This window comes from Nocardioides pocheonensis (assembly GCF_003725535.1).
In the GTDB taxonomy this organism is placed as follows: Bacteria; Actinomycetota; Actinomycetes; order Propionibacteriales; family Nocardioidaceae; genus Marmoricola; species Marmoricola pocheonensis.
Map to the genome: position 1 here is coordinate 149,893 of NZ_RJSF01000003.1, position 13,949 is coordinate 163,841.

Sequence of the window (13,949 nt, forward strand, 5' to 3'; positions counted from 1 at the left end):
AACCACCGGTGGTTGAGGTGCGGTTGCGCAGCAACCGCCTCGAAACCTGGTGAGTCAAGGCGCGGGAGTGGTTTCGAGGCTCGCTGGCGTGGTTCCTGAGCCTGCCGAAGGGCTCGCACCTCAACCATCGCTGGACGGATTTCGATTCGTCGCTTAACCTGAAGTGAGTTCAAATCAGGAAGGCTGCCATGTACAACCTCATCGTCCTCGCGGCGCGTCCGAGCGACTGGACCCACGAGCAGTTCATCGACTGGTGGCGCGGCGAGCACGCCGAGGTGACCTACCCGCTGCCCGGCCTCCGGCGCTGGCTGCACACCGAGCTGTCCGAGTCTGCCGACGAGAGGTCGGGGGGATGGGACGGGCTGTCGATCCTGAGCTTCGACTCCAAGGAGGACCTCGACGCCGCCCTGGCCAGTCCGGAGTGGGACGCGGCGGTCGCGCACGTCGGTGACATGCGCGGGCGGCGGATGATCTTCACCGGGGACGAGCGGACGATGGTGGCTGCGTCGCACCAGGCCGTCTGATGGCGGGCTGGGCGGACCCGGGCGCGTGGGAGGTCGCCGACGGCGTCTTCCGGATCCCGCTCGCGATGCCCGGCGACGCCCTGAAGGCCGTGAACGTCTACGCCCTGGAGACCGGCGACGGGCTCGCCCTGGTGGATGCCGGCTGGCGCACGGCGACCAGCCTGGACGAGCTCGCCACTGCCCTGGCCCGCGTGGGCCACGAGGTGTCGTCGGTCCACGACGTGTACGTCACGCACATCCACCGCGACCACTACACGCTCGCCGTCGAGCTGCGGCGCAGGTTCGGCACCCGGATCGGGCTGGGACGCGACGAGGCGCCCGGGCTGCACGAGCTGCTCGAGATCGCCAGCAACGTGCCGGTCACGTCGCTGCGCGAGCTGCGGCGCTCGGGCGACCCGGCGCTGGCCGACGCGATCGAGGCCATGACCGCAGCCGCGGAGTTCGACGCCGACGCCTGGGAGAAGCCGGACAGCTGGCTCGCGCCGGGCCCGTACGACGTCGGCACCCGCGTGCTCGACGCGGTGGCCACGCCCGGCCACACCCGGGGCCACCTGGTGTTCCACGACCTCGACGCCGGCCTGCTGTTCGCCGGTGACCACGTGCTGCCGACGATCTCGCCGTCGATCGGGTTCGAGCTCGGGGAGTGGGACCTGCCGCTGGGGGACTACCTCTGGTCGCTCGAGCGCATCCTCGAACGACCCGACGCGATGCTGCTGCCGGCCCACGGCGCACCGGGCCCGAGCGCCCGCGCCCGGGCCGCCGAGCTGCTCGAGCACCACGAGGTGCGCCTGGCCGAGACCGTGCAGGCGGTCGACCGGTGCGGCGCCGCGACCGCCTCCGAGGTGGCCCGGATCCTGACCTGGACCCGTCGGCGGGTGCCGTACGCCGACCTCGACGACTTCAACCGGATGATCGCCACGTGCGAGACGATCGCGCACCTCGACGTGCTCGTCAGGCGCGGGACCGCGACGGTCGCCGACCATCCGGAGGGCGCGCTCTTCTCCCTGGTGTGAGCCGCGGCGTGAGCCGGCCCCGTGTGGATCGGGTCACACGATGACGCTCGATTTACTAGGACGTCCTACTATTTACTAGGACGTCCTGCTATCTGATCGGAAGACCCCTGATGACCGACCTCCACCAGCCGCGCAACCCGGTCCGCCTGGTCACCGCCTCGAGCCTGTTCGACGGTCACGACGCCTCGATCAACATCATGCGGCGGATCTTCCAGTCGCAGGGCGCGGAGGTGATCCACCTCGGGCACAACCGCTCGGTGCGCGAGGTCGTCGACGCGGCGCTGGAGGAGGACGTCCAGGGGGTCGCGATCTCGTCGTACCAGGGCGGGCACGTGGAGTACTTCGAGTACCTCGTCGAGTCGCTGCGCGAGCACGGTGCCGGTCACGTGCGCGTCGTCGGTGGGGGTGGCGGCGTCATCGTGCCCGACGAGATCGCCCGGCTCCGCAGCAGCGGGGTGACGATCTTCTCGCCCGAGGACGGCCAGCGCATGGGGCTGGTCGGGATGGTGAACTCCGTGGTCGCCGACTGCGACTTCGACCTGTGGGAGAGCGGCGCGGTCGGCGCCGAGGCCGTGCTCTCCGGTGACCGGACCGCGGTCGCCCGGGCGATCACCGGAGCCGAGCAGGGCTCGCTGCCCGCCGGGATGAGGGCGGAGCTGCACGCCGCGGCGCAGGCCCGGCGGGTGCCGGTGCTCGGCATCACCGGCACCGGCGGATCGGGCAAGTCGTCGCTGACCGACGAGCTGGTTCGCCGCTTCCGCGTCGACCAGCAGGACAAGCTCCGGATCGCGGTGATCGCGGTCGACCCGACCCGGCGCAGGGGCGGCGGCGCGCTGCTGGGCGACCGGATCCGGATGAACTCCCTCGACGGCGACCGGGTCTTCTTCCGCAGCCTGGCCACGCGGGGCGCGCGGGAGCTGCCCGAGCACTTGGCCGACGTGGTCGACGTGGTCAAGGCGGCCGGTTTCGACCTGGTGGTCGTCGAGACCCCCGGCATCGGGCAGGGCGACGCGGCGATCGTGCCGTTCGTCGACACCGCGATGTACGTGATGACGCCCGAGTTCGGCGCCGCCTCGCAGCTGGAGAAGATCGACATGCTCGACTTCGCCGACACCGTCGCGATCAACAAGTTCGAGCGTCGCGGTGCCAAGGACGCGCTCCGCGACGTCGGCCGGCAGCTGGTCCGCAACCGCGGCGAGTTCGGCAAGCAGCCGGCCGACATGCCGGTCTTCGGCACCTCGGCGGCGACGTTCAACGACGACGGCGTGACCGCGCTCTACCAGCACCTGCGCGACCGGCTGGCCGGGCTCGGGCTCGAGGTGGGCGAGGGCACCCTCGCGCCCGTCGACGTCCGGCACTCCTCCGGGATCCGGCAGGTGGTGCCGGCCGAACGGGTGCGCTACCTGGCCGAGATCGCCGAGTCCGTGCGCGAGTACCACGCCGAGACCGAGCGCCTCGCGGACGCGGCTCGGCGGGCCCAGGCGTTCGATGTCGTCACCGCGGAGGTCGCGGCCGCAGGCTCGGACGACGGCGACGTGGTCTCGAGGCTTGCTGCGCTCGCACCTCGACCACCGGAGTGGGTGCGCGACCAGCTCGACGGCTGGCCGGCCGTCGTGGCGGCGTACTCGGGCGACGAGCAGGTCGTCAAGGTCCGCGACAAGGAGATCCGCACCGCGCTGACCCGTGAGTCGCTCTCGGGCAACAAGATCCCCCGGGTGGCGCTGCCGAGGTTCACCGACCACGGCGAGCTGGTGCGGTTCTGGCGCCGCGAGAACCTGCCCGGCTACTTCCCCTTCACCGCGGGGGTGTTCCCGTTCAAGCGCGACGGGGAGGACCCGGCACGCATGTTCGCCGGCGAGGGCGACCCCTTCCGGACCAACCGCCGGTTCAAGCTGCTCTCGGCCGACGGCGAGGCCACCCGGCTCTCCACCGCGTTCGACTCCGTCACGCTCTACGGGCGCGACCCCGACCTGCGCCCGGACATCTACGGCAAGGTCGGCACCTCGGGGGTCTCGGTCGCGACGCTGGCCGACATGAAGGCGCTGTACGACGGCTTCGACCTGGTCGCGCCGAGCACGAGCGTCTCGATGACCATCAACGGCCCGGCGCCGACCGTGCTGGCGTTCTTCCTCAACACCGTGATCGACCAGGCGGTGGCCACCTTCACCGAGAGCGAGGGCCGCCCGCCCTCGGACGCCGAGCGCGAGGAGCTCGCGGCGTACGCGCTGGCGCACGTGCGCGGCACGGTGCAGGCCGACATCCTCAAGGAGGACCAGGGCCAGAACACCTGCCTGTTCTCGACGGAGTTCTCGCTGCGGATGATGGCCGACATCCAGGAGTGGTTCATCGCCCACCAGGTGCGGAACTTCTACTCGGTCTCGATCTCCGGCTACCACATCGCCGAGGCCGGGGCGAACCCGATCAGCCAGCTCGCGTTCACGCTGGCCAACGGGTTCACCTACGTCGAGGCCTACCTCGCCCGGGGCATGGACATCGACGACTTCGCCCCGAACCTGTCGTTCTTCTTCTCCAACGGCATGGACCCCGAGTACTCCGTGCTCGGCCGCGTCGCCCGCCGGATCTGGGCGGTCGCGATGAAGGAGAAGTACGGCGCCAACGAGCGCTCGCAGAAGCTGAAGTACCACGTCCAGACGAGCGGCCGGTCGCTGCACGCGCAGGAGATGGACTTCAACGACATCCGCACCACCCTGCAGGCCCTGATCGCGATCTACGACAACGCCAACAGCCTGCACACCAACGCCTTCGACGAGGCGGTCACGACCCCGAGCGAGGACTCGGTGCGCCGGGCCCTCGCGATCCAGCTGATCATCAACCGCGAATGGGGCCTGGCGATGAACGAGAACCCCCTGCAGGGGTCGTTCATCATCGACGAGCTCACCGACCTCGTGGAGACCGCCGTGCTCGCGGAGTTCGACGCGATCAACGAGCGCGGGGGCGTGCTCGGCGCGATGGAGACCGGCTACCAGCGCGGCCGGATCCAGGACGAGTCGATGCTCTACGAGCACCGCAAGCACGACGGCAGCCTGCCGATCATCGGCGTCAACACCTTCCGCCGCCCCCGGGCCGAGGACGAGGAGCCGCAGAAGATCGAGCTCGCCCGCGCGACGGAGGAGGAGAAGGCCTCCCAGCTCGAGCGGCTGCAGTCCTTCCAGGCCGAGCACGCCGACGAGGCGGCCGCGGCGATCGCGCGGCTCAAGGAGGCGGCGGTCACCGACCAGAACGTCTTCGCGGTGCTCATGGAGGCCGCCCGCGTCTGCTCGCTGCAGCAGGTCACGGAGGCGTTCTTCGAGGTCGGCGGGCAGTACCGCCGTAACGTCTGAGGGGTGCCCTCCCTGCGTGACGACCTCGACCACCCGGTGGACCTGCCCGACCCGCCGCGCCGCCTGGTCTCGTTGGTGCCCTCGCTGACCGAGGCCGTCGCCGGCACCGGCCTGCTCGTGGGTGCGACCGACTGGTGCACCCATCCCGCCGACCTCGAGGTGACCCGGGTCCGCGGCACCAAGAACCCGAACGTGAAGGCGATCGTCGACCTGCGGCCCGACCTGGTGCTCGCCAACAAGGAGGAGAACCGCGAGCTCGACGTACGCCGGCTCCGCGAGGCCGGTGTGCCGGTGTGGGTCACCGACATCGAGACCGTGCCGCAGTCGCTCCGATCCCTCGAGCGGATCTTCACCGAGGCGCTTCGGCGTGACGTGCCGGCGTGGCTCGTCGAGGCCGACCGGTCGTGGTCCGGCCCGATCCCGCCACCGGTGGCCCGGGTGGCCGTCCCGATCTGGCGCGACCCGTGGATGGTCGTCGGCAGCCACACCTTCACCGGTGACCTGGTCGCCCGCCTCGGCCTGCACAACGTGTTCGCCGACCCCGAGCACAACCCAGGGGGCGAGCGGTACCCGCACGTCGACCTGGCGGAGCTCGACCGCGACGACGTCGACCTGGTGCTGCTGCCCGACGAGCCCTACGTGTTCACCGCGGAGGACGGTCCCGAGGCCTTCACCCGTACGCCGGTCCGGCTGGTCAGCGGCCGCCTGCTGACCTGGTACGGGCCGTCGCTGATCGAGGCACGTGAGCTCGTCCTGCGATGAACGCTGCGGTCGGCCCGTTCGCGCTCGTGACGGCGCGCGTCAGCGCCAGCGGCCGTCGCAGCGCACCAGCTCGGACGTGAGGTGGCCGGAGCCGTCGAGGACGGGACAACGCACCCCCGAGGGCGCGCCCGGCACGGGCACGGGCTCGAGCAGGGCGACGTCGAGGAAGGCCAGTCCGTCCAGGCACAGGTGGTCGGCGCCCTCGGTGAGCACGAGCGCCAGCCCGTCGGCGCGGGCGTTGCGGAGGCGGACCACGCGCGCCTCGTGGCCCGGCGCGAGCGACACCGGGGTGAAGTTGAAGTGCAGCTGACCGCTGTCGTACACGACCGGCTGCACGGCCACCGACGTGGGGCTGTCGTACTCGATCGAGGCGAACAGCCCGTCCGACCAGACCGGGTGCGACAGCGTGAGGCTGACGACTCCGCCCTTCGGGGCCGACACGCAGGGACGGCCGCCGGTCATGCTCATGGTCGCACCGCCCGACAGGTGCGCCTTCGCGAGCTGCTCGGGTGACAGCCGGACGAGCTCCCGCGGCGCCACTCGCCCGACGCGGCCGGAGGCCGTCACCACGACCTTGTTCGGCGAGCTGACGTCGAGCCGGCTGCGGAGGCGCCCGTCGATGCCGATCACGCCCGGCACGTCGTCGTACCCGTTGACGTAGAACGGGTTGACCTTCACCGGCAGCGTGAGCTCGAGCAGATCGACGCGTTGCTGCTCGGTCAGGTGGCGGAGGTCGGTGAGCGCCCAGGCGAGGTAGCTCTTCGACGGCAGGCTGTTGCTGTCGTCGGTCTGCCCCTTCCAGCTGACCAAGGTGGAGACGAGGACGAACGCGAGGGTTGCGCCCACCACCGCCCGCACCACCCGTCGTGCTCGCGGGTCGGCGCGCGACCATGCCGGTCGCGGTGGCAGCGAGATCGCGATCGCCAGCGTGACGATGAGCAGCACGTGGGCGTCGACGAAGTACTGCTGGTCGCGGGCGTAGTAGGCCGCATTCCTCGGGTCGCCCGTGATGCCCAGCCGGCCGAGCACCAGGACCACGAGGTTGACCAGGAGGCAGGGCGCGTAGAAGACCCAGGGACGCCAGCTCTCGCGTCGCGACCAGGTGATCAGCCCGATCGCCACGAGCGCGACCACGATCGAGACGAGAACCATGCCGGTCAGCGCGACCGACGTGTCCTCGCGGGGCCGGATCACGCGCGCCCCCAGCGACCCGGGGAGCAGGTTGTCGAGGGTGCCGTGGACGGTGAAGGCGGCCAGGTCGCCCATGCCGCCGGGTCGAGGGTGCCCCGGGAAGACGAGCAGCCGGTACCAGAGGTACACGGCGGTGATCGCGACGTACCCGGCCCAGAGCGGAAGGTCGGCCCGGAGCTCCCGCGCGAGCCCCCGGATCGCCGGACCTCGGCGGAGGCCGACGTAGCGCAGCAGCACGAGGAAGCCGAGGGTGAGCACCGGCCGCTCCTGCACCGAGAGCCCGATCACCAGGGCGAGCCACGACGCGAGCAGCCAGCGCAGGCGTCGGGTGCGCAGGTGGACGACGAAGCACCACATGCAGAGGAGCTCGGCCGCCAGCGCTCCCATCACGTGCACGCCGGCGCCCCACCAGAGCACGACGCGCATCACGAACACCGAGAGCACGCCGGCGGCGGCCAGCGCGACGGTCATCGGGCGGCGGCCCGCGATCTCGCCGAGGAGGCTGACCAAGGCGAACGCCGCGCCTACGGTGAGGCCGACGGGGACGATGACCCCGAACGCGTGGTCGAGCCCACCCACGCGCTGGACGAACAGGTAGGCGAGCCGCGTGAAGGGCGCGAAGTGCCCGTAGCTGTCGGTCGCCAACCACGAGGGAGTCGGCTTCCCCCAGCGCGCGAGCTGGAGGTAGAGGAAGTCGTCGGCGAACCAGCCCGACCTCAGGGTTGCCGCGAGGTAGTAGACCAGCGCGACGACGACCGCGAACCAGGCGCGCAGCTGCGTCCAGGCCCGGTCCGGGGACAGGCGACTCTCGAGGTCACGCGCCCGGGACCCGTCCGTGCCGAGATCCACCGATCCACCTCACCCGTTCGTCAGGTCGTCGATCCACTGAACGGTCGCGTCCCTGCAAGGGATCGCGGTCGACACAGTACCCGCGTTCGCGCCGGTGACCGGCGGGTCAGGTGCGCGTCTGCGCGTCGTGGGCCGGCCGGATCAGCGGCGGGTGGAGGAGCTCTGCCGCCCCGCGCCGGTACAGCTGCGCGGGGCGCCCGCCGTCGCGCGTCGTGGTGGTGCCCGTGGGCTCGAGGAAGCCGGTGGCCCCGGTGGCCTTGCGGTGGAAGTTGCGGGCGTCCAGGGAGTCTCCCCAGACCACCTCGTAGACCCGGCGCAGCTCGGCGACGGTGAACTCGGGACCGCAGAACGCTGCCGCGAGCGAGGTGTACTCGAGCTTGGAGCGCGCCCGCTCGAGCCCGTCGCCCAGGATCAGCTCGTGGTCGAACGCGAGCCGGTCGTTCCCGGCGAGGGCGTCGACCGCCGGTGCCCACCGCGCTGCCGCCGCGTCGGACCCCGAGCGCGGCCCGGGGAGGTCGGGGGCGAGCGCGAGGTAGGCCACGCTGACGACCCGCATGCGCGGGTCGCGACGCGGGGCGCCGTACGTCGCCAGCTGCTCGACGTGGACGTCGTCGCGGGAGAGGCCGGTCTCCTCGTGCAGCTCGCGCGCCGCCGCCCGGTCGAGGTCCTCGTCCGGGCGGACGAATCCGCCCGGCAGGGCCCACCGCCCCTTGTACGGAGCCTCGCCGCGGCGGATCAGCAGCACGCACAGCTCGTCCGCACGGATCGTGAGGACGACCAGGTCGACGGTCACCGCGACCGCCGGGTACCGGGACGGGTCGTAGCCGCTCATGTCGCCACCCTATCTCTTTATCGTCATCTTGACGAGAACGAAGAAACGGAGTTATCGTCATAGCGACGATAAATGGAGGTGGTCCCCATGGCCGACATCACCCGCTACCCGTTCGTGCGACACCTGCGCGGCAGCACGACCATGCACGTCGAGCACGTGCGCAACGGCCGCGCCCTGCACGCGGGCACCGGCGCCTCGTTCTGGTTCCGCCCGCTCAGCGCGGTCCTCTCCGAGGTGCCGATGGACGACCGGGAGCTGCCGCTGCTGTTCCACGCCCGCACCGCCGACTTCCAGGACGTGACCGTGCAGGCCACGGTGACGTTCCGGATGACCGACCCCTCGATCGCCACACGCCGCATCGACTTCTCGATCGACCCGGAGACCGGCCTGTGGCGCAGTGCGCCGCTGGACCAGGTGGCGGGCCTGCTGACGGAGACGGCCCAGCAGTACGCGATGGACATGCTGGCGCTCGTCGACCTGGCGCAGGCCCTGGCCGGCGGCGTCGGCCCGGTGCGCGACGCGATCAGTGACGGCCTCGCCCACGACGGCCGGCTGGTCGACATCGGCATCGCGGTCGTCGGGGTGCGCGTCGTGGCCTTGCGCCCGGAGCCCGAGGTCGAGAAGGCGCTGCGCACGCCGACCCGCGAGCAGGTGCAGCAGGAGGCGGACAAGGCGACCTACGAGCGCCGCGCGGTCGCGGTCGAGCGGGAGCGGGCGATCGGCGAGAACGAGCTGCAGACCCAGATCGAGCTGGCCCGCCGGGAGGAGCAGCTGGTCGCGCAGCGCGGGGCGAACGCGCGCCGGGAGGCCGAGGAGAGGGCGGCGGCCAACCGGATCGCCACCGAGGCCGAGGCCCAGCGCGCGCAGCGCCTCGCCGAGGCACAGGCCGAGGGGACCCGTGTCACCGGACTCGCCGAGGGCGACGCCGAGGCGGCGCGGCTCGCGGCGTACCGGGACCTGCCCGAGGCGATCCTGCTCGGGCTGGCGCTCAAGGAGCTCGCCTCGAACCTGCCCAGCATCAACAGCCTGGTGCTCACGCCCGACCTCCTCGCGCCCGTGCTCGCGCGGCTCGGGACCACGTCGGAGGCGATCTCGTCATGAGCACGCTGCCTCCGCGCGCGGTCGTCGTGCACCGGCGCACCGAGCTCGAGGAGCTGGTCGCGCGCCACGGGACCAAGGGACAGGCGGAGTTCTTCCTTTCCACCCGGGAGCGCAGCATCGAGGAGCTCGAGGAGCGCCACCGCGCGAACCAGCGTGCGCTCGACGCCGTGGCCGCCGCGATCCCGCCCGACTGGCGGTCCGGCCGGGTGGAGCGCGCCGACCTGGACCGGTTCCTGTTCGCGCCCGAGGACGTGGTCGTCGTCGTCGGGCAGGACGGCCTGGTCGCCAACGTCGCGAAGAACCTCTCCGGACAGCCTGTCGTCGGGATCGACCCCGAGCCCGACCGCAACCCCGGTGTCCTGGTCACGCACCCGCCGACGGCGACCGCCGAGCTGCTCCGCACGCTGTCGGTCGCCCAGCGCCGGACCATGGTGGCGGCCACCGCCGACGACGGTCAGGAGCTGGTCGCGCTCAACGAGGTGTACGTCGGCCAGCCCAGCCACCAGACCGCCCGGTACGCGATCCGGCCACCGGAAGGCACGCGCGAGCGCCAGGCCTCGTCCGGGATCATCGTGGCCACCGGCACGGGCGCCACGGGGTGGTGCCGGTCGACCTGGCTCGAGCGGCACAGCCACCTCGTGCTCCCTGCTCCGGAGGAGCAGCGGCTCGCCTGGTTCGTCCGCGAGGCGTGGCCCTCGCCCGCGACCGGGACCGAGCTGACCGAGGGTGAGCTCGTCGACGGCCGGCTGCAGGTCGACGTCGAGGCCGACGGCCTGGTCGCGTTCGGCGACGGGATGGAGGACGACCGACTCGTCCTCAGCTGGGGCCAGACGCTGACCATCGGCGTCGCCCGGCAGACGCTGTGCCTGGTCGGGTAGGCGTCGTCGGCGGCCCTGCGACGGCTTCACGATTTTCCTGCGGGCGGCGCGATCTCTCGCAACACTCGTCCCGGGAGGAGAGGCACGCATGGGATCAGGAGAGCTCGCAAGGACGGCGGTGCTGGCCCTGGTGGTCGGTGCCGTCCTCATGGTGCTGGTCGTGCGGGTGCGCCGCGACTCCGCCCGCGAGATGCAGCGCACCCTGCCGAACCCCTGGGCCGACAGCCCGGCCGTCTCGGCCACCCTGGCGGCCCTCGGTTCGCAGCTGGCCCCCGGAGGCACCGCCGGCTGGCTCGTGGTCGTCCTCGGCAGCGAGCGCGCCGCCGCGGAGGCCCTCGTCGCCAGCCTGCACCCCGGCCTCCCCGATGACGGCCCGTTCTCGGTCAACCGGCTGGTCGGCGGAGCGCCGGTCCGGCTCACCGGGAAGGTCAGCCAGGGAGTGGCCGCGGTGACGACGGTCGAGCGGCTGGCCGGGCCCGATCTCTCCTGAGCAGGCCTCCGGGCGTCGTGCCCGGCATACTCCGTCCATGGCCACGTTGTCGCGGGAGAGCGACCACGTCGTGGCGCGCACCCTCGGCGCCCTCGGGCTGCTGCTGGTCTGCGGCTGGGGTGTGGTCGCCCTGGCGGTGGCCTCGGTCCGGACGTACGACGACGTGGCCGGCCACCGGGCGGTGCTCGCCGGGCACGACTGGTCGGCGCTGCTCCCGCTGCCGGTCGCCCTCGCCCTGTCGGCGATCTGGGCGGTGGCGTTCCTCGCGGTCGGGCTGGGCCTGGCGCTCGGCGCTGCCGGCCTCGCGGTCGCGGGCCGGCAGCGCGCCGCCGCCGCGTTCTTCGGGGTCGTCACGGTCTGCGTGTCGGCGGACTACCTGCTCGAGGTGCTGCGCAGCGGGCCGACCTGGCAGGTCCAGCCCGATCGTGTGGCCGCCCTGTCGACCACGGCAGGGATCTTCGCGGCCCCGCTGGCGGGTGTGGTCGCCGCCGTCGTGCTGCTCGGCCCGATGCTCAGAACGGGGAGATCGATCCCGGAGCCCGCTGCGGCCGGCTGAGCGTCCGCACGACCGCGTCCTGGCCGTGGCGCACGACGGCCAGCGCGGTCAGCGTCCCGAGCACCGGCTCGAGCACGGCGTCGTCGAACGCAGGCACCGGCACGTCGACGCTGGCGGCGAGGTCGTCGGAGTGCACCACCATCTCCAGCAGCCGGGTGACCACGAAGTCGTCGCTCGCCATCCGTCGCGCCTGCCACGGGACGAGGACGGTCGCGGGCGGATCGGCCAGGACGGCCGGCAGCGCCGCGAGGGCCTCGGCCTGCAGTGACACCGCGACCTGGTGGCCCTCGGTCGCCTGCGCGTCGGACCTCTCACGGAGCAGTCGGTGGCTCTCGCCGTCGACGCCCTCGAGCCAGGCCGGGTGGGCGTAGTGGTCCAGGAGGCTCGCCGCCGGCGCGTCGGAGGAGGTCGGTTCGGCGCCCAGCAGGCTGACGACGTACGCCGACTGCGCGACCAGGTGCCGGGCCAGTCCGCCGACGGTCATCCCGGCGCAGCTCGACTCGCGGGTCCAGGCGGCCTCGACCTCGGTTCGGGCGACGAGTCCGTGGACGAGCGCCGCGGCGCGCACGACGGCGGGCCGGTCGAGCCTGCCGGCGTAGCTCAACGTCACGGCAGGAGTCTGGCACGTCCGGCCGACGGGCCGGAGGCCCCGCGTGCAGTGGCTTTGGGCCCTGTTCGGCCCCGCGCGCCGGCGGCGAGACTCGAGACACAGAGGGCGACCAGCGTGAGGGAGAGCCGTGGAGATCCTGGTGGGAACCGACCGGCAGGTCCCGGGACGTGAGGAGCTGCTGTCCTTCATCGGGTTCGAGGTCCTCGCCGGGCTCGGGCCGTGCGCCTCGCGGGTGAGCAACGTGCACGTGCACCTGTCCGCGGAGACCGGCGGCCGGATCGGTCCCGTCTCGATGCGCTGCCGGCTCGAGGTGCGACCCGAGGGGCACGAGCCGCTCGCGGTCATGCACCGCGCCCTGAGCAAGGACGACGCGGTGCGCGGCGCGGTCGGGGACATGCGCGGCGTGCTCGAGCGGATGTTCCGTCGCATCGACGCACACGGTGCGACCGAGACCACGCGCCGTTCGGCGTGAGGGCCCCAACCGAGGAGGTGTGTCATGGACGTCCAGGTCCGGACCGACTACCACGTGAACGGTGACGAAGGGCTGATCGCCCACGTCGAGGCCGAGGTCAGCAAGGGGCTCGAGCCGTTCGCGCGGCGGATCACCAGCGTGCAGGTCCACCTCACCGAGGAGAGCGGCGCCCGCAAGGGGCCGCCCGAGCTGCGCTGCGTGCTCGAGGTGCGCACGACCGGGCGCGCGCCCGTCGTGGTCACGCACCGGGCGACGACGAAGGACGCCCTGCTGCGCGGCGCGATCAGCGACATGCGCACCGCCCTGGAGCGCACCTTCGGCCGCACCGACGCGCCCCACATCGGTGGCGACACGATCCGGCGGCCCGCGTCACCTCGTCGCTGACAGGTCGCGCCGTACGCCGTGAGCACCAGCCCGGGCCCAGCGCCGCCGGCGGCGGACCCTGGACCCGGGCGACGGGCGGCTCCCGTCCAACCGACTCGTCCTAGATGAACAGCAGCTGGGCGCCCTCGGTCTTCTCGATGAAGTCGGACGCGCTGATGATCCCCTCGACCTCGTCGTAGAGGTCGTCCTCGGTCAGGTGGTTCATGTCCGCGGACATCCGGCACGCCCACAGGTGGCCGCCGGAGTCGACGATCTGCTGCAGGAACTCCGGGACCTCCGGTACGCCGAGCTCGGCGATCGACTTCTTCATCATGTGCGTGGCCATCGCGGTCATGCCCGGCATCGGGGTCAGCCCCTGCGGCATGTGCGCCGCAGTGTTGCCGACGGGCGTGAACTTCAGGTCGGCCATCGTCTTCTTGTTGATCATGTCGAAGCCCCAGAACGTGAAGAACAGGTGCGTCTCCACGCCCTCGCCGAGGGCGGCGTTGGCCAGGATCAGGCCCGGGTAGGCCATGTCGAGGTTGCCCTTCGAGCAGATGATCGCGAGCTTGCGGTCGGTCGAGGCCGAACCGAAGTCCGGGACGACCGGGGCGGTCTGGGTGGTGGTCATGATGGTCCTCCTGTGAGTGGTCAGACGCAGCCGTGCGGCTTGGGGAGGCCCGCGACGTACGCGAGCTTCTTGGCCGGCTTCTGCGGGAACAGCACGAACAGCTGCTTGGTGGGGATGCCGCCGACCGTGCTGATCCGGCGCAGCGTGGCGGTCTCGCCCTGCGCGGCGTAGTCCTCGCGCAGGAACCGGATCGCCTTCCAGTGCTCGTCGGTGAGGTCGATGCCGATCTGCGCCGCGAGGGACTTCGCGAGGTCCTCGTCCCACTCGGACGGGTCGGTCAGGAACCCCTCCTCGTTCACGTGGACGGTGTGGCCGTCGATCGTGGTCGTGGTCATG

The 13,949-nt window shown here is 72.0% G+C and carries 15 protein-coding genes; 10 read left to right on the forward strand and 5 right to left on the reverse strand.

The features are described from left to right. The first annotated feature begins 188 nt into the window (after positions 1–188). From EFL26_RS01175 to EFL26_RS01190, 4 genes are all read left to right on the forward strand, one after another. Positions 189–524: an EthD family reductase gene (locus EFL26_RS01175; protein ID WP_123221052.1), complete on the forward strand. Its 336-nt coding sequence runs from the start codon at positions 189–191 to the stop codon at positions 522–524. Next, positions 524–1,537, forward strand: a complete 1,014-nt coding sequence (locus EFL26_RS01180) for an MBL fold metallo-hydrolase (RefSeq protein WP_221176789.1) — start codon at positions 524–526, stop codon at positions 1,535–1,537. The genes EFL26_RS01175 and EFL26_RS01180 overlap by 1 nt, the downstream gene beginning before the upstream one ends. Positions 1,538–1,647: 110 nt before the next feature. Then, positions 1,648–4,878 carry a fused isobutyryl-CoA mutase/GTPase IcmF gene (icmF, locus tag EFL26_RS01185; RefSeq protein WP_123221053.1) on the forward strand — a complete coding sequence of 1,077 codons (3,231 nt, stop codon included), beginning with the start codon at positions 1,648–1,650 and terminating at the stop codon, positions 4,876–4,878. 12 nt (positions 4,879–4,890) lie between these two features. Further along, positions 4,891–5,640 carry a helical backbone metal receptor gene (locus tag EFL26_RS01190; RefSeq protein ID WP_425464093.1) on the forward strand — a complete coding sequence of 250 codons (750 nt, stop codon included), beginning with the start codon at positions 4,891–4,893 and terminating at the stop codon, positions 5,638–5,640. Positions 5,641–5,679: 39 nt separating this feature from the next. On the opposite strand, the gene EFL26_RS01195 is transcribed toward EFL26_RS01190, so the two are convergent. Further along, on the reverse strand, positions 5,680–7,680 hold the full coding sequence (locus EFL26_RS01195) for a hypothetical protein (protein ID WP_123221055.1): 2,001 nt from the start codon (positions 7,678–7,680) through the stop codon (positions 5,680–5,682). Between the two features lie 106 nt (positions 7,681–7,786). Further along, positions 7,787–8,512 carry an NUDIX hydrolase gene (locus EFL26_RS01200; protein WP_123221056.1) on the reverse strand — a complete coding sequence of 242 codons (726 nt, stop codon included), beginning with the start codon at positions 8,510–8,512 and terminating at the stop codon, positions 7,787–7,789. A gap of 87 nt (positions 8,513–8,599) precedes the next feature. Between EFL26_RS01200 and EFL26_RS01205 the strand changes: the two genes are divergently transcribed. The 4 genes from EFL26_RS01205 to EFL26_RS01220 all read left to right on the forward strand — a co-directional run bounded on the left by EFL26_RS01205 (position 8,600) and on the right by EFL26_RS01220 (position 11,537). Further along, positions 8,600–9,613: an SPFH domain-containing protein gene (locus EFL26_RS01205; protein ID WP_123221207.1), complete on the forward strand. Its 1,014-nt coding sequence runs from the start codon at positions 8,600–8,602 to the stop codon at positions 9,611–9,613. Further along, entirely contained in the window at positions 9,610–10,491 is an 882-nt protein-coding gene (locus tag EFL26_RS01210) for an NAD(+)/NADH kinase (RefSeq protein WP_123221057.1), read from the forward strand. Before EFL26_RS01205 ends, EFL26_RS01210 begins: the two co-directional genes overlap by 4 nt. 88 nt (positions 10,492–10,579) lie before the next feature. Next, positions 10,580–10,981 (forward strand): hypothetical protein, encoded by a 402-nt coding sequence (locus tag EFL26_RS01215; RefSeq protein ID WP_148046596.1) that lies wholly within the window; start codon positions 10,580–10,582, stop codon positions 10,979–10,981. 37 nt (positions 10,982–11,018) lie between these two features. Next, positions 11,019–11,537 (forward strand): hypothetical protein, encoded by a 519-nt coding sequence (locus EFL26_RS01220; RefSeq protein ID WP_123221059.1) that lies wholly within the window; start codon positions 11,019–11,021, stop codon positions 11,535–11,537. On the opposite strand, the gene EFL26_RS01225 is transcribed toward EFL26_RS01220, so the two are convergent. Next, complete coding sequence (locus EFL26_RS01225) at positions 11,494–12,147, reverse strand: maleylpyruvate isomerase N-terminal domain-containing protein (RefSeq protein ID WP_221176790.1); 654 nt, start codon at positions 12,145–12,147, stop codon at positions 11,494–11,496. The genes EFL26_RS01220 and EFL26_RS01225 overlap by 44 nt on opposite strands. Before the next feature lie 127 nt (positions 12,148–12,274). Here EFL26_RS01225 and EFL26_RS01230 point away from each other — a divergent pair, with 127 nt between their 5' ends. Both EFL26_RS01230 and EFL26_RS01235 read left to right on the forward strand, forming a co-directional pair. Further along, the gene (locus EFL26_RS01230) at positions 12,275–12,619 is read left to right on the forward strand and encodes a hypothetical protein (protein WP_183407994.1); all 345 of its coding nucleotides are present in this window, start codon (positions 12,275–12,277) and stop codon (positions 12,617–12,619) included. Between the two features lie 24 nt (positions 12,620–12,643). After that, positions 12,644–13,003: an HPF/RaiA family ribosome-associated protein gene (locus EFL26_RS01235; RefSeq protein WP_123221062.1), complete on the forward strand. Its 360-nt coding sequence runs from the start codon at positions 12,644–12,646 to the stop codon at positions 13,001–13,003. A 100-nt stretch (positions 13,004–13,103) separates the two neighbouring features. On the opposite strand, the gene EFL26_RS01240 is transcribed toward EFL26_RS01235, so the two are convergent. Further along, complete coding sequence (locus tag EFL26_RS01240; protein ID WP_123221063.1) at positions 13,104–13,613, reverse strand: DsrE/DsrF/DrsH-like family protein; 510 nt, start codon at positions 13,611–13,613, stop codon at positions 13,104–13,106. A 20-nt stretch (positions 13,614–13,633) separates the two neighbouring features. Then, the gene (locus EFL26_RS01245; protein ID WP_123221064.1) at positions 13,634–13,948 is read right to left on the reverse strand and encodes a TusE/DsrC/DsvC family sulfur relay protein; all 315 of its coding nucleotides are present in this window, start codon (positions 13,946–13,948) and stop codon (positions 13,634–13,636) included. Position 13,949 lies beyond the last annotated feature (1 nt).

Bases quoted from the DNA above. Each gene is read 5' to 3' on its own strand.
- EFL26_RS01175 (WP_123221052.1), top strand. From the start codon at position 189: ATGTACAACCTCATCGTCCTCGCGGCGCGTCCGAGCGACTGGACCCAC.
- EFL26_RS01180 (WP_221176789.1), top strand. From the start codon at position 524: ATGGCGGGCTGGGCGGACCCGGGCGCGTGGGAGGTCGCCGACGGCGTC.
- icmF (WP_123221053.1), top strand. From the start codon at position 1,648: ATGACCGACCTCCACCAGCCGCGCAACCCGGTCCGCCTGGTCACCGCC.
- EFL26_RS01200 (WP_123221056.1), bottom strand. From the start codon at position 8,512: ATGAGCGGCTACGACCCGTCCCGGTACCCGGCGGTCGCGGTGACCGTC.
- EFL26_RS01205 (WP_123221207.1), top strand. From the start codon at position 8,600: ATGGCCGACATCACCCGCTACCCGTTCGTGCGACACCTGCGCGGCAGC.
- EFL26_RS01210 (WP_123221057.1), top strand. From the start codon at position 9,610: ATGAGCACGCTGCCTCCGCGCGCGGTCGTCGTGCACCGGCGCACCGAG.
- EFL26_RS01215 (WP_148046596.1), top strand. From the start codon at position 10,580: ATGGGATCAGGAGAGCTCGCAAGGACGGCGGTGCTGGCCCTGGTGGTC.
- EFL26_RS01220 (WP_123221059.1), top strand. From the start codon at position 11,019: ATGGCCACGTTGTCGCGGGAGAGCGACCACGTCGTGGCGCGCACCCTC.
- EFL26_RS01235 (WP_123221062.1), top strand. From the start codon at position 12,644: ATGGACGTCCAGGTCCGGACCGACTACCACGTGAACGGTGACGAAGGG.
- EFL26_RS01240 (WP_123221063.1), bottom strand. From the start codon at position 13,613: ATGACCACCACCCAGACCGCCCCGGTCGTCCCGGACTTCGGTTCGGCC.
- EFL26_RS01245 (WP_123221064.1), bottom strand. From the start codon at position 13,948: ATGACCACGACCACGATCGACGGCCACACCGTCCACGTGAACGAGGAG.